At 52.6% G+C, this 13,578-nt stretch carries 11 protein-coding genes; 4 read left to right on the forward strand and 7 right to left on the reverse strand.

Annotated elements, in window-relative coordinates; translation table 11 throughout:
- Positions 1-36: 36 nt before the first annotated feature.
- Together pheA and gyrA are read right to left on the reverse strand one after the other, a co-directional pair.
- Positions 37-1,122 (reverse strand): prephenate dehydratase, encoded by a 1,086-nt coding sequence (pheA, locus tag KFE80_03880; GenBank protein ID UTW46045.1) that lies wholly within the window; start codon positions 1,120-1,122, stop codon positions 37-39.
- A gap of 5 nt (positions 1,123-1,127) precedes the next feature.
- Entirely contained in the window at positions 1,128-3,707 is a 2,580-nt protein-coding gene (gyrA, locus tag KFE80_03885) for a DNA gyrase subunit A (GenBank protein UTW46046.1), read from the reverse strand.
- A 170-nt stretch (positions 3,708-3,877) separates the two neighbouring features.
- Between gyrA and KFE80_03890 the strand changes: the two genes are divergently transcribed.
- Genes KFE80_03890 through KFE80_03905 form a run of 4 tightly spaced genes read left to right on the forward strand, consistent with a single transcriptional unit; the run spans position 3,878 to position 7,426 of the window.
- The gene (locus KFE80_03890; GenBank protein UTW46047.1) at positions 3,878-5,200 is read left to right on the forward strand and encodes a TRZ/ATZ family hydrolase; all 1,323 of its coding nucleotides are present in this window, start codon (positions 3,878-3,880) and stop codon (positions 5,198-5,200) included.
- A 49-nt stretch (positions 5,201-5,249) separates the two neighbouring features.
- Complete coding sequence (gene ubiG / locus KFE80_03895) at positions 5,250-5,969, forward strand: bifunctional 2-polyprenyl-6-hydroxyphenol methylase/3-demethylubiquinol 3-O-methyltransferase UbiG (GenBank protein ID UTW46048.1); 720 nt, start codon at positions 5,250-5,252, stop codon at positions 5,967-5,969.
- 33 nt (positions 5,970-6,002) lie between these two features.
- Entirely contained in the window at positions 6,003-6,671 is a 669-nt protein-coding gene (locus tag KFE80_03900; GenBank protein ID UTW46049.1) for an HAD-IA family hydrolase, read from the forward strand.
- The gene (locus tag KFE80_03905; GenBank protein ID UTW46050.1) at positions 6,668-7,426 is read left to right on the forward strand and encodes a YciK family oxidoreductase; all 759 of its coding nucleotides are present in this window, start codon (positions 6,668-6,670) and stop codon (positions 7,424-7,426) included. Before KFE80_03900 ends, KFE80_03905 begins: the two co-directional genes overlap by 4 nt.
- Before the next feature lie 69 nt (positions 7,427-7,495).
- On the opposite strand, the gene KFE80_03910 is transcribed toward KFE80_03905, so the two are convergent.
- The 5 genes from KFE80_03910 to KFE80_03930 all read right to left on the reverse strand — a co-directional run bounded on the left by KFE80_03910 (position 7,496) and on the right by KFE80_03930 (position 13,554).
- Entirely contained in the window at positions 7,496-9,934 is a 2,439-nt protein-coding gene (locus KFE80_03910; protein UTW46616.1) for a TonB-dependent receptor, read from the reverse strand.
- Positions 9,935-10,189: 255 nt separating this feature from the next.
- The gene (locus KFE80_03915) at positions 10,190-11,044 is read right to left on the reverse strand and encodes a pseudouridine synthase (protein UTW46051.1); all 855 of its coding nucleotides are present in this window, start codon (positions 11,042-11,044) and stop codon (positions 10,190-10,192) included.
- Positions 11,037-11,813, reverse strand: coding sequence for an SMC-Scp complex subunit ScpB (gene scpB / locus KFE80_03920; protein UTW46052.1), 777 nt, complete (start codon positions 11,811-11,813; stop codon positions 11,037-11,039). Before scpB ends, KFE80_03915 begins: the two co-directional genes overlap by 8 nt.
- Positions 11,814-11,842: 29 nt before the next feature.
- Positions 11,843-12,610: a segregation/condensation protein A gene (locus KFE80_03925; GenBank protein ID UTW46617.1), complete on the reverse strand. Its 768-nt coding sequence runs from the start codon at positions 12,608-12,610 to the stop codon at positions 11,843-11,845.
- Between the two features lie 317 nt (positions 12,611-12,927).
- Positions 12,928-13,554, reverse strand: a complete 627-nt coding sequence (locus KFE80_03930; protein UTW46053.1) for a threonylcarbamoyl-AMP synthase — start codon at positions 13,552-13,554, stop codon at positions 12,928-12,930.
- Between the last annotated feature and the right edge of the window lie 24 nt (positions 13,555-13,578).

Raw genomic sequence — 13,578 nt, forward strand, 5'->3', positions numbered from 1 at the left:
GTTTTAAAAGGTTGCGGGTGGCAGCTAACTCGCCACTCAAAGCACGCCTTTCGGATAAGAGCCCAGCACTTTCAGATCCGCCACTTTGGTTTGGACTTGCTCAAGGGCCTGGCTCACTTTGGGGTCGTCCACATGGCCTTTAAAGTCGATAAAGAACACATAGTTCCACTTGGTAGTACGGGACGGCCGGGTTTCAATTCGCGTCAGGTCAATGCCCGAATCGTGGAACGGCAGCAACAGGTCATGCAATGCACCAGCCTGGTTGTGGGCGGTGACAATCACTGAGGTTTTATCGTCACCACTGGCAGGCACTTGCTCGCGCCCAATAATAAAGAAGCGAGTCGAATTGTCTGGGCGGTCTTCAATTTTCTCGCGCAGCCGGGTCAAACCAAACAGGTCTGCGGCCATATCGCCCGCAATCGCCGCTGAATTCCACTCACCTTGAACAAACCGGGCCGCTTCGCCGTTACTGCTTACCGCCACTCGCTCAATATTGGGGTAGTGAGCATCCAGCCAAAGGCGACATTGAGCCAGAGACTGGGCGTGGGAGTACACGCGGGTAATGTTGTCTGGCTTGGTGTTGGGGCCCACCAAAAAATGTTGGTGAATGCGCAATTCCACCTCACCACTGATGCCCACATTGGAGTCCAGAAAACTGTCCAGGGTGTTGTTGACCACCCCTTCTGTCGAGTTTTCTACAGGCACCACACCGTAATCCACCGCACCTGCAACCACCTCGCGGAATACATCGTCGATAGCTGCCATTGGCAGGGTTAGCGCAGAGTGGCCAAAATGTTTGAGCGCAGCCTGCTGGGTAAACGTCCCCTCCGGGCCCAGATAAGCAACTTTAATGGGTTCTTCCAGAGCCAGGCAGGCGGACATAATTTCGCGAAACAGCCGTGCCATTTCTTCGTCATCCAGCGGACCCTGGTTTTTATCCAACACCCGGCGCAATACCTGGGCTTCACGTTCTGGACGGTAATAGGCAGACTCACCGGCACTTTGCTTAACCTCAGCCACTTGCTGAGCACATTCAGCCCGTTGGCTAATCAAAGCCAATAATTGTTTATCGATACCGTCGATCTGTTTTCTCAGATCATCCAAAGATGGATTATCAGACATTAAACTTACTCACCATCAGAAACGTCGTTGGAAGTGGCTTCATCGTCAGAATCCCCCTCTTCCTGTTCTTCAATACGGGCCAGACCCACCAATTGCTCGCCCTCTTTGAGGCGAATGACACGCACACCTTGAGTGTTGCGGCCAGAGGTGGATATCTCTTCACAACGGGTGCGCACCAGCGTGCCCTGGTCTGAAATCAGCATGACTTCATCCCCTTCAAATACCTGTTCGGCGCCCACTAATTGGCCATTGCGCTCGGAGCTTTGGATAGCAATCACTCCCATGCCTCCGCGTCCTTTGGTGGGATAGTCCTCTACCGGAGTCTGTTTGCCATAGCCATTCTCGGAAACCGCCAGCACTTTGCCGCCTTCTCTGGGAATAATCAGCGATAGCACCTGCTCCCCTTCAGGCAGGCGAATACCGCGAACACCCCGGGATATACGCCCCATGGAACGCACATCGCCTTCCTGGAAGCGCATGGCTTTACCACCGGAACTGAACAGCATCACCTCACTGTCGCCATCGGTAATGGCAGTACCCACCAGGCGGTCACCTTCCACCAGATCCAGGGCAATCAAGCCCACGCTGCGAGGGCGGGAAAAGGCCGACAGTGGCGTTTTCTTCACCGTGCCAAACTTGGTGGCCATAAAGATAAATTTGTCGTCGCTGTATTCGTCCACCGGCAAAATAGAGGTAACTCGTTCGCCCTCTTCCAGCGGCAGCAAGTTGACCATGGGTCGGCCGCGAGACTGGCGCCCAGCCACTGGAATCTGGTACACCTTAAGCCAGTACACCTTGCCTGCATTGGTAAAACACAAAATGGTGGTGTGGGTATTGGCAATCAACAGATGTTCGACAAAATCTTCGTCTTTTACCTGAGTAGCGGACTTGCCCATACCGCCGCGACGCTGAGCTTGGTAATCGTCCAACGGCTGGGTTTTGGCGTAACCACCGTGGGAAATAGTGACTACCCGATCTTCTTCGCTGATCAGGTCTTCGACGGTCAGGTCATGCTTGGATTCGATAATCTCTGTGCGGCGCTCGTCATTAAACTCGCTGACAATGGCGTCCAATTCTTCGCGAATCACTTCCATCAGTCGCTCAGGGCTGGCCAGAATACCCAAGTACTCAGCAATTTCCGCCAGCTTGTCTTGATACTCAGCCAGCAGTTTGTCGTGTTCCATACCGGTAAGCCGGTGCAGGCGCAACTCCAAGATGGCCTGGGCCTGCTCCGGTGACAGGTAATAATTGCCATCGCGCAGGCCAAACTCAACTCCCAAGCCTTCCGGACGGCAGGCATCAGCGCCGGTGCGTTCCAAGAACTGGCTGATATCACCGGCTTTCCAACCGCGAGCGATCAAACCCGCTTTGGCTTCTGCCGGAGAAGGCGACGACTTGATCAACTCAATAACTTCGTCGATATTGGCGATAGCTACCGCCAGGCCTTCCAGAATATGGCCACGCTCACGGGCTTTTCTCAGCAGGTAAACCGTACGGCGAGTGACCACCTCTCGGCGGTGACGGACAAAGTTTTCCAGCAGCTCTTTGAGGTTGAGCAGCTTGGGCTGACCGTCCACCAGAGCCACGGTATTAATGCCGAAAACGGTTTCCAGTTGAGTTTGCGCGTAGAGGTTATTGAGCACCACATCGCCCATCTCACCGCGCTTGATTTCGATGACCACCCGCAGGCCGTCTTTATCGGATTCGTCACGCAGTTCGGAGATGCCTTCGATCTTTTTGTCTTTTACCAGCTCGGCAATTTTTTCAATCAGGCGCGCCTTGTTCAGCTGGTAGGGAATCTCATGAATGATGATGCGCTCTTTGCCCTTGGCATCGGTTTCCACCTCCGCCTTGGCGCGCATGTAAATACGGCCACGGCCGGTGCGGTACGCCTGCAGAATACCCGCCTTGCCGTTGATAATGGCACCGGTGGGGAAATCCGGCCCCGGCAGGTGCTCCATCAGTTCATCGATGGTAATGTCTTCGTTTTCAATCAGCGCCAGGCAAGCGCGGATCACCTCACCCAGGTTGTGAGGCGGGATATTGGTGGCCATACCCACAGCGATACCGGAGGAACCATTAACCAACAGATTGGGCACCCGGGTAGGTAACACATCCGGCATCATTTCGTTGCCGTCGTAGTTGGGCACAAAGTCGACGGTTTCCTTGTCGAGATCCGCCAGCAACGAATGGGCAATCTTATCCATGCGAATTTCGGTGTAACGCATGGCCGCCGGGGAGTCTCCGTCAATGGAGCCGAAGTTACCCTGGCCGTCCACCAATGGGTAGCGCAGCGAGAAATCCTGGGCCATACGCACAATGGTGTCGTAAACCGCGGTGTCGCCGTGGGGATGGTATTTACCGATCACATCCCCCACCACACGAGCGGATTTTTTATAGGCCTTGTTCCAGTCGTTCTTGAGCTCGTTCATGGCGAACAGCACCCGGCGGTGCACCGGTTTGAGGCCGTCGCGCACATCCGGCAGTGCCCGGCCGACGATCACGCTCATGGCGTAATCCAGATACGACTGACGCAGCTCGTCTTCGATATTTACCGGCAGGATTTCTTTGGCGATTTCACCCATGTTTTAGTATTTTCCTTATGGCTTTTTAGGCGACCCGCAGGCGCAAACACAAGCGCGGGATAATAGCACAAAAGCCCAGCAAAAAACCTGCCTGCAGTGAGCTGTAGGCGACCCGTCTGCACCCCTGTATACTTCGCCCTCGAACTCGCCGAGACCCTTTGGAAGCGCCCATGACACCAACCCCTGTCGACTTGATTCTCAAAGTGCGCTGGCTGGCGCCCGTGGTGCCGAAAAACCAACTGCTCGAAAACTGTGCAGTGGTAGTGGATCGGGGAGTCATTAAGGCAATCACCACCCACAAAGAGGCCGACGCTCGATATCAGGCCAAACAACAAATTGAGTTAGATGAACACCTGCTGATTCCCGGCTTGGTAAATGCTCACGGCCACGGAGCCATGAGCTTACTGAGAGGCTATGCAGACGATAAACCCCTGCACAGTTGGCTAAACGATCACATCTGGCCGGCGGAACAACAGTGGGTAGATGCAGAATTTGTCCGCGATGGCACCAACCTGGCCATGGCAGAAATGATTCGCAGTGGCACCACCTGTTTTGCCGACATGTACTTTTTCCCGGAAGCCATCGCTGAAACCGCTAGCCGCTCGGGAATGAGAGCGCAGGTAGCATTCCCAGTGTTCGACTTTCCCAGCAATTGGGGCAACGGACCAGACGACTACATTCATAAAGGATTGGCGCTCAGGGATGCCTGTAAAAACGACAACATGATCCAAATTGCCTTTGGCCCTCATGCGCCCTACACCGTCTCCGACGGCCCATTACAGCAAGTCGCCACGTATTCAGAGGAGTTAGCCACCCCTATACACATTCATCTTCACGAAACCGCTCAAGAAGTGAATGACGCAGTTAACGGCACCGGGATGCGCCCCATTGAACGCCTTTACCAGCTTGGCGCACTGTCTCCACTCACCCAGTGTGTTCACCTGACTCAAGTGGACAACAGCGACATTGCATTGCTCAGTGATAGTGGCGCCCAAGTGATCCACTGCCCGGAGTCCAACCTGAAACTGGCCAGTGGGTTTTGCCCTGTACAAGAACTGCTAAGCAACGACATCAACGTTGCACTGGGTACCGATGGTGCCGCCAGCAATAACGACCTGAGCTTGCTCAGCGAAATAAAAACCGCTGCATTACTGGCCAAAGCCGTAGCCAGCGATGCCTCCGCGCTGAGCGCTCACACAGCACTGCGCATGGCCACATTAAACGGTGCCAAAGCGCTGGGAATGGCGGATCGAATCGGCTCTATTGAAGTGGGCAAAGCCGCAGATCTGACCGCTGTGCGCATGGATGATCTGGAAACACTGCCGCTCTACAACCCGATATCTCAGCTGGTCTATACCGACTGCAGCCATCGAGTCAGCCATGTATGGGCAAACGGCAAAGCTCTACTGCAAGAGCGCCAGCTGACCACCCTTGATCACAAAGAAATCACAAGCAAAGCCTTAGAATGGCAGGAAAAGATAGCAAACAGCTAACAGCCAGAATGCCAAGCTGCTGTAAGCCTCATTAAGATGAAGTGACACCATGACAGAAGCCAACGTAGATACCAATGTAGACAAAGCGGAAATCGCCAAATTTGAAGCCTTGGCCAGCCGCTGGTGGGACCCAAATAGCGAATTCAAACCACTGCACGACATCAACCCGTTGCGCGCCAACTGGATTGACCAGCATTCCTCAGTAGCCGGAAAAACGGTTTTGGATGTAGGCTGTGGCGGCGGCATATTGTGTGAAGCACTTGCCCAGCGCGGTGCCACAGTAACCGGTATTGATATGGGCGAAGCCCCTTTGAATGTGGCCAAACTACACGCTCTGGAAAGTGGCGTATCGGTGAACTACCAACGCATTACTGCGGAACAGCTGGCACAACTACAGGCTGGGCAATTCGACATCGTCACCTGCCTGGAAATGCTGGAACACGTACCTGACCCCGCCTCAGTGATTCGCGCTTGTACTCAACTGGTCAAGCCCGGCGGCCAAGTATATTTTTCCACCATCAATCGCAACCCGAAAGCTTACTTGTTCGCCATTCTTGGTGCAGAGTACGTACTCAAGTTGTTGCCCAAAGGCACTCACGAATACAGCAAGTTTATTCGTCCATCTGAGCTGGGCAATTGGGCAAGAGAAGCGGAGTTAACGGTAGAACACATGACCGGCATGGTGTACAACCCGTTCACTAAAAAATACCGTTTGGATAGCCGGGATGTGGATGTCAATTATTTGCTGCACTGCCATAAAGAAAGCTAAAAAATCAAACGCTGCCTGAGCCGATGGGAACGTATGAAAACAATGAAAAAAATTGATGCGGTACTTTTTGACCTGGATGGCACTTTACTGGACACCGCTCTGGATTTTACTGATGTGGTGAATCAGCTTTTGCAGGAAGAACATCGCGCCACTATGGATTATTCCCAAGTGCGCAGCGCAGTTTCTCACGGCTCTGTCGGGCTGATCGAAACCGCCTTTCAGCTATCCAGCGACGATCCCGGTTTTGACCCTTTGCGACAGCGCTTGCTGGACTTATATATCAACGCTCTAACCAATAAAACCCGGCTGTTTCCGGGCTTGGAAGCACTGCTAAACCGCTTGGGTGAGGACGACATTCCCTGGGGCATTGTCACCAACAAACCCGTGCTCTATACCACCCCTATCATTAAAGGTTTGGGGTTAAAACCCGCAGCGGTCGTCTGTCCGGATCACGTATCCAACACCAAGCCACACCCGGAGTCCGTCTATTTAGCCTGTCAACATATTGGCTGCCAGGCAGAGAATACCGTAATGATCGGCGACCATTTACGGGATGTAGAAGCTGGCCGCAATGCAAATGCAATCACCATCGCTGCCGCCTACGGCTATCTGAATGCGGACGAAGACGCCAGTAGCTGGCAGGCAAACTACATTGCCCACCGCTCCGAAGACTTACTGCCTATTTTGGAAACATTGTTATGACACATAACTCCACTGCAAAAAACTACCAGGCAGCCAACAACTGCTTGGCTAATCGCATTATTGTGGTAACCGGCGCTGGCGATGGCATTGGCCGCACTGCGGCACTGACCTTTGCCAATTACGGCGCAGAAATTATTCTGGTGGGCAGAACGGTGGCAAAACTGGAGCGAGTGTACGATGAAATTATTGCTGCCGGCGGCCTTCAGCCAGCCATTTATCCGCTGGATCTGGAGGGGGCAACGGAAGACCACTACGCCGAAATGGCAGCAAAGCTATTCGATGAATTTGGCCGTATCGATGGCCTGCTTCACAACGCCGGGTTACTGGGCCAACGTACGCCCATTGCCAACTACAAACTCAGCACTTGGCAGCAAGTCATGCAAGTAAACGTCACCGCCGCATTCGCCATGACTAAAGCCCTGCTGCCACTGCTGGAAAAGTCTGAAGACGCATCAGTGGTATTCACCAGCTCCGGTGTAGGCCGCTCAGGTCGCGCCTACTGGGGAGCCTATTCGGTGTCAAAATTCGCTACCGAAGGCATGGCCCAGGTATTGGCTGAGGAAGTGGAAGGTGTCGGAAACATCAAAGTGAACTGCATTAACCCCGGCGCCACACGCACTGCAATGCGCGCTGGCGCTTACCCGGCAGAAGATCCTGGTAGTTTGCCTGAACCAGAAGAGATTATGCCTACTTACCTGTATTTGATGGGGGCGGATAGTAAAGGCGTTTCTGGGCAAAGTTTGGATGCGCAGTAAAACGACAAATAAAAAATGAAAAATAAAAAAACGGGAGATTTTCATCTCCCGTTTTTGTTCTTACCTGATTTAAAACTTAACCGTTGCCTGAATCGCCACACTGCGATCACGGTTGATAAAGCCGTAGTAGGCGTTACCACTACCCTGAGTAAACAGACTTGCCAAAGGGGCATCACCGCCAAAGTTAATCACTTCCTCATCCGTGAGGTTACGCCCCAATAACGACACTTCCCACTTGCCATCGCTGGGACCGAAGCCAATTCGGGCATTCACTTCGGTGTAGGCGTCTTGCACATTGCGCGGATCCAAGGTGGGGTTGAACAAATACTCATCTACGAACAGTACATCCACAGTAGTTCGCAGTTGGTAATTATCCAGTACGGTGGTGGTGTGATCCGCCACAAAGGTTGCGCGCCATTCCGGGGTGTACTCACGGGGAGAACCAGCAACACTACACAGACCGAGAGCTGGATTCGTCACGGAGCCTGGGTCAGTTACCTGTTGGCCAAAGAAGCACTGGCTGTCGTCAAAGCTGTCGTACTCAAAGTCCAGATAGGACAGAGAGCTGCTCAGCACCAAGCCGTCGGTTGCTTGCAGACGCCCTTCCAGTTCAAACCCACGAATCGTCGCTTCTGCTGCGTTGGTGACGTTAAAGCCCAGAGTACCGTCGAACTGAGACACTTGCAGGTCTTCGTAGTCGGTAAAGAAAATCGAACCATTCAGCTCCGCCGCGCCTTCCAGCAAAGTGAGCTTGGTGCCCAACTCAAAATTGGTGGCTTCTTCTTCTTCAAACTCGAAGCTACCTACGATATCACGAACAACTGGCGTAGAACCCGGAACAGGAATTACCTGTACTGCATTTACAACCGCTGGGTCTGGGTTACCATTGGAGCGCACATCAAAACCGCCAGATTTAAACCCTCTGGTCCAGCTTGCATAAAAAAGTGAGTCTTCATTGGCTTGCCATTCAAGAGTTAACTGAGGTGTAAATGAATTTTCATCGCGATCACCATTAATAGTGTCGTAAGCCTCGATAGCAACAAAGCCAAAAATGCCATTTAATGCGGGGTTAGCCGCACCGAAGTCAGTACCAGCCGCATCGGAGTGGAATTGGCGGCGGGAGGCTTGCTTATCTTCGCTTGTGTAACGCCCACCAGCAGTTAGGCTCAAGGTTTCCGTCAATCCCCAAGTACCCTGGAAGAAGACTGCTAATACTTCTGCATCTTGATTAAAGGTACGCGAGCTGGATGCCCCTGGTAAAAATGGTGCAGCTGGCCCAAGAAGAGCACCCAACGCCGGAATCAACAAACTGTCTGTGGGAATAAACAAACGGTCATTAAAATTCAGTTCACTGTCTTGGTAGTAAATGCCAGTGATGTATTCAAAGGTTTCACTGGCCGGTGAGGTGAGGCGAATTTCCTGGCTGAATTGTTCGAAGCTTTCGTCGCCGAATGCCTGAAACAGAGAAGCGCCAGTAAAGTCACAGTCGCACAGCTCGGAGTGGTCGTATTCAAACCAACCGCTGGTAAAGGTAAGTTCGTGTTCACCCACCTGGTAATCCAGCTCCACCACATAGCTGTCTACAGTATCGCTGCTGTTGTCGCCATTAGAGTCACGTACTCTGTCCAGATCACCATCAATTGACTGCCCAAAACCACCAAGTGCTGGGGGAGCGGTTAGTACCGTTAGGTAATCGACCCCCCCAGGCAGAGCTACAGGATCAAACAATTCAATATTGCGGCCTTCCACATCAAACTCGGTGCGCTCGGCTTTGAAGTACAGAGACAGGTTGTCGTTGATGTCCCACTCCACGCCCAGGCGGAATACTTGCTCGTCTTCGCCTTTTTCATCTCTGTCCAGCAATGTATTGCGCACAAAGCCGTCGGTGCTGCGGTCCATCAATGCCAGGCGAGCGCGCACGGTATCGGACAGAGCGCCGGAGGCCACAAAGCGTAATTCCTGTTCGTTGTCGCCGGGCTCGTAGAGTGCGGAGATGGAACCTTCAAACTCCTCCGTGGGACGGGCGGAGTTGATGCTGATGGCACCGCCGATGCTGTTTTTACCAAACAGCGTGCCCTGAGGGCCGCGCAATACTTCCAGACGTTCCACATCCAGGAAAGGCGCACGACTCACGGCAGCGCGGCCGTAGTAAACGCCATCTACGTACTGACCAACGGATTGCTCAAAGCCCTGGTTGATACCAGAACTGATACCGCGAATGGTAATGGTAGAGCCAATGCCGGTTTGGTTCATACTGAAATTTGGCACATAGGCCGTGAGCTTTTCCAAGTTGGTAATGCTGGTATTGGCCAGCTTTTCACCACTTACTGTGTTTACGGAGATGGGAACACTTTGCAGGCTTTCAGGCCTTTTTTGGGCGGTAGAGACGATCTCTTCCAACACGCCTGCCCGACGATCTTTTTGGTCCTCTGCTGCAATGCTACTGGTGGCAATTGCGGCGATACAAACAGCTAATGATTTGCGATAGAACCCTCGACTAACACACATTGAACTCAACATACCCACTAACTCCGCTTCTACTTATTGATAATAATGGATGTTTCAACCACACCTCTATTATGTCGATTGGCTTAGGGACAATGGAGTTCCCTCAGGTCTGTGACCAACCGGTATCGTTATTGTTGTGGCTGTAGCAGTACTGTATTGAGTGTATCTATGGGGGAGTCAGGGAGCAAACATAAATTTGTAACAAATAGAATGTATTGGCCTGAGAAAATACCTGCCAAAACTGGGCATTTTTAATTAATGGCGGCGACGCCCTTTGGCGCGCAAACGCTCTTCCTGGCGCTGGCGCTTCTTGCGTTCCTCTGGAGAAGGCATGGCAACGCGTACATTGTCAATGCCAGCTTGCTGGCAAAGCGCTTTAATGTCTCTGGGCTCCAAATCAATCCACTGCCCTTCGCGCAAAAACGATGGGAAAAAGATAGGGCCGAAACGAACTCGCTTGAGGCGATTCACTTCAACACCTTGAGATTCCCAAAGACGGCGTACTTCACGGTTTCGGCCCTCCATCAGGGCAACCGTAAACCAGCGATTTGCCCCGTTAACTTCGCCGGGAACGATATCGGTAAATTTGGCCACACCGTCATCCAGCAGCACCCCTTCGGCCAATTTTTTAAGGCTGTCTTCGGGGACTTGGCCATGCACTCTGACCAGATATTCCCGATCAATATTGCTGCTGGGGTGCATCAGTTTATTGGCCAACTCACCATTATTGGTAAACAACAGCAGACCGCTGGTGTTGATATCCAAACGGCCGACGGAGACCCAGCGCTCCCCCTGAAGTTTGGGTAAGCGCTCAAAAACCGTGGTTCGACCCTCGGGATCATTGCGAGTGCAAATTTCCCCGCTTGGTTTGTTGTACAGCAACACACGAGTGCGACTGTTATCTTGGTTACGGTTCAAGGTTTTACCGTCAACCTGAATCGCGTCATCAACGGATACACGATCACCTAGCTTGGCCACTTGGCCATTCACCACAACACGGCCATCAGCAATCCACTGCTCCATGGCTCGGCGAGATCCAAAACCACTGGCCGCCAGCACTTTTTGCAGCTTTTCTGTGACGACTGTGGCGCTACCATTAACTTCAGGCATCGCCGTGCTTCTCCTCATCGTCGCCATCTGGGGTGTCCGGTGCCTGAAGTGAAGGCTCATCCACGGGTTCGACACTCAACCCGTCGGGCTGACTTGCATGAGTCTCATCGACATTTATTTCATCGATAGTGTTCTCATCTGTATTAGTCTCATCCAGATTGGCCTGATCCGCATTTTCTGGGTCTTCACCGCCCGCTGGCTGGGGCTCGTCAATATCAAGGCTCAACTCAGGGTCGATCTCCTCCAAATCGCGGATATCACCCAAGGTCGGCAACTCCTCCAGACTGGCGAGGTTAAAATAATCGAGAAACTGTTTGGTGGTGGCATACAGTGACGGCCTGCCAGGCACATCCCGGTGACCAACAACCCGCACCCACTCCCGTTCTTGCAGGGTTTTCATAATATGAGAGCTCACCGAAACACCGCGAATTTCTTCAATATCACCACGAGTAATCGGCTGCCGATAAGCAATCAAAGACAAGGTTTCCAGCATGGCGCGGGAGTATTTCTGTGGCTTTTCTTCCCAAAGACGATTGACCCATTGAGCCAATTCCTGACGCACCTGAAAACGATAGCCACTGGAGACTTTTTTCAGCTCAAAACCACGCCCGGCGCAGTCCACAGCCACTTCCTCCAAAGCCGCGCGGATATCGTCACGACTGGGGCAAGCGTCTTCTTCAAAGAGCTGCTCGATATGTTGCACATCCAGCGGCCGTGCGGCGGCCAATAAGGCACCTTCAATAATATTTTTCAGTCGAGTAATATCCATGAATTTGCTGCAGTCTGGTTTTTGAGCCGTCAAGAAGAGCGGGCTTTTACATGAATGGGGCCAAAGAGTTCGCTTTGAACGATCTCTACCAGAGATTCCTTAATCAATTCCATCACCGCGAGGAAAGTCGTGACAACACCTACCTTTCCTTCCTGGGCAGTAAACAAGCTAACAAAGGGTACAAACTGCTTACCTCGCAAGCGTTCCAGAACTTCGGTCATACGCTCGCGTGTCGACAGCAATTCTCGCTGTACTTGATGGCTTTCGAACATCTCCGCACGACGCATCACTTCAGCCAGTGAGAGCAACAGCTCTTGCATCGTCACCTCCGGATGAGGGCGTTCACAATGGCGGTCCGGCTCTTTCGCGGATGCAATGAAGACATCTCGCTCTACCCGTGGCAAGGCATCCATATCTTCAGCCGCCCGCTTAAAACGTTCGTATTCCTGAAGGCGCCGAATCAGCTCGGCGCGCGGATCGTCTTCATCTTCAACTTCTTCCTGGCGAGGCAGCAACATGCGCGACTTGATCTCTGCCAGCATCGCCGCCATAAGCAGGTACTCTGCCGCCAGTTCAAAGTGCATGGCCTCCATCAACTCGATATAAGCCATGTACTGGCGGGTGATTTCAGCAACGTTGATTTCCAGAATATCGATGTTCTGCCGCTTAATCAGGTAGAGCAGTAAATCCAGTGGCCCCTCAAAGGCCTCTAGGATCACTTCCAGTGCTTCCGGCGGAATGTAGAGATCTTTGGGCAGCTCGGTAAATGCCTCGCCATAAACCATGGCAAAGGGCATTTCTTCCTGGCTGGGAAGCTGTTGTTCGTGAGGCTCCGCCTCAGCAGTGGGATTCTGGTTCACGCAATACACCGGCAAAATTAAGGGGGTGATTATACAGTGAACCAAGGGCGAGCCCTAGAGGTGTTAGTTCTTATTGACGCGGCAACAAACCAAATGGAGCGTTAATAATTCGGCATATAGATGTGCCGACGCCGACACAGTCGGCGAGAGCCCAATAAAATCAAGACTTTAGCATCTAAGTAAGTCGCGCAACATCACTGCACTTTATTGGGCGATAATTATTTATGTGAGGAATCACATAAATAATTATCAGGTTAGGAGTCGTCAAACAAACTCAGGTCACCCATCCCCCGGCGCAGAATCACTGGGGTGTCATCAGTAAGATCGACCACCGATGTGGGCTCCAGACCGCAGTAACCACCATCAATTACCAGATCGACGCGGTGTTCCAGCAGATCGCGAATATCGTAGGGGTCTGTCAGCGGGTATTCGTCTCCCGGGAGCTGCAAGGTGACACTCATTAAAGGCTCACCCAGCTCTTGCAACAGCGCCAGAGCAACCGCGTTGGCGGGAACCCGCAAACCCACGGTTTTTCGCTTAGGATGCATCAGGCGTCGGGGCACCTCAGAGGTCGCCTGCAACACAAAAGTATACGGCCCTGGCGTCAGCCCCTTAAGCAGCCGGAAACGCACGTTATCTACTTTAGCGTAACTGGCCAGCTCCGATAAATCGCGGCACACCAATGTGAAATTGTGGCGTTTTTCCAGCTGGCGGATAGCACGAATTTTATCCAGCGCGGCTTTGTCACCAATATGGCAACCCAGCGCATAGGCAGAATCTGTGGGGTAAGCGATCACACCACCAGCACGGATAATTTCCACTGCCTGGCGAACCAGGCGAGCTTGGGGGTTATCGGGGTGTATAGAGAAAAACTGGCTCATGAACCAACGGCAGCAGTAGCAACA

This window comes from bacterium SCSIO 12696 (assembly GCA_024397955.1).
In the GTDB taxonomy this organism is placed as follows: domain Bacteria; phylum Pseudomonadota; class Gammaproteobacteria; order Pseudomonadales; family Porticoccaceae; genus SCSIO-12696.

What these genes read in the sequence shown, in the direction of transcription:
- pheA (UTW46045.1), bottom strand. Translation starts at nt 1,122, where the DNA reads ATGTCTGATAATCCATCTTTGGATGATCTGAGAAAACAGATCGACGGT.
- gyrA (UTW46046.1), bottom strand. Translation starts at nt 3,707, where the DNA reads ATGGGTGAAATCGCCAAAGAAATCCTGCCGGTAAATATCGAAGACGAG.
- KFE80_03890 (UTW46047.1), top strand. Translation starts at nt 3,878, where the DNA reads ATGACACCAACCCCTGTCGACTTGATTCTCAAAGTGCGCTGGCTGGCG.
- ubiG (UTW46048.1), top strand. Translation starts at nt 5,250, where the DNA reads ATGACAGAAGCCAACGTAGATACCAATGTAGACAAAGCGGAAATCGCC.
- KFE80_03900 (UTW46049.1), top strand. Translation starts at nt 6,003, where the DNA reads ATGAAAACAATGAAAAAAATTGATGCGGTACTTTTTGACCTGGATGGC.
- KFE80_03905 (UTW46050.1), top strand. Translation starts at nt 6,668, where the DNA reads ATGACACATAACTCCACTGCAAAAAACTACCAGGCAGCCAACAACTGC.
- KFE80_03910 (UTW46616.1), bottom strand. Translation starts at nt 9,934, where the DNA reads ATGTGTGTTAGTCGAGGGTTCTATCGCAAATCATTAGCTGTTTGTATC.
- KFE80_03915 (UTW46051.1), bottom strand. Translation starts at nt 11,044, where the DNA reads ATGCCTGAAGTTAATGGTAGCGCCACAGTCGTCACAGAAAAGCTGCAA.
- scpB (UTW46052.1), bottom strand. Translation starts at nt 11,813, where the DNA reads ATGGATATTACTCGACTGAAAAATATTATTGAAGGTGCCTTATTGGCC.
- KFE80_03925 (UTW46617.1), bottom strand. Translation starts at nt 12,610, where the DNA reads ATGCCCTTTGCCATGGTTTATGGCGAGGCATTTACCGAGCTGCCCAAA.
- KFE80_03930 (UTW46053.1), bottom strand. Translation starts at nt 13,554, where the DNA reads ATGAGCCAGTTTTTCTCTATACACCCCGATAACCCCCAAGCTCGCCTG.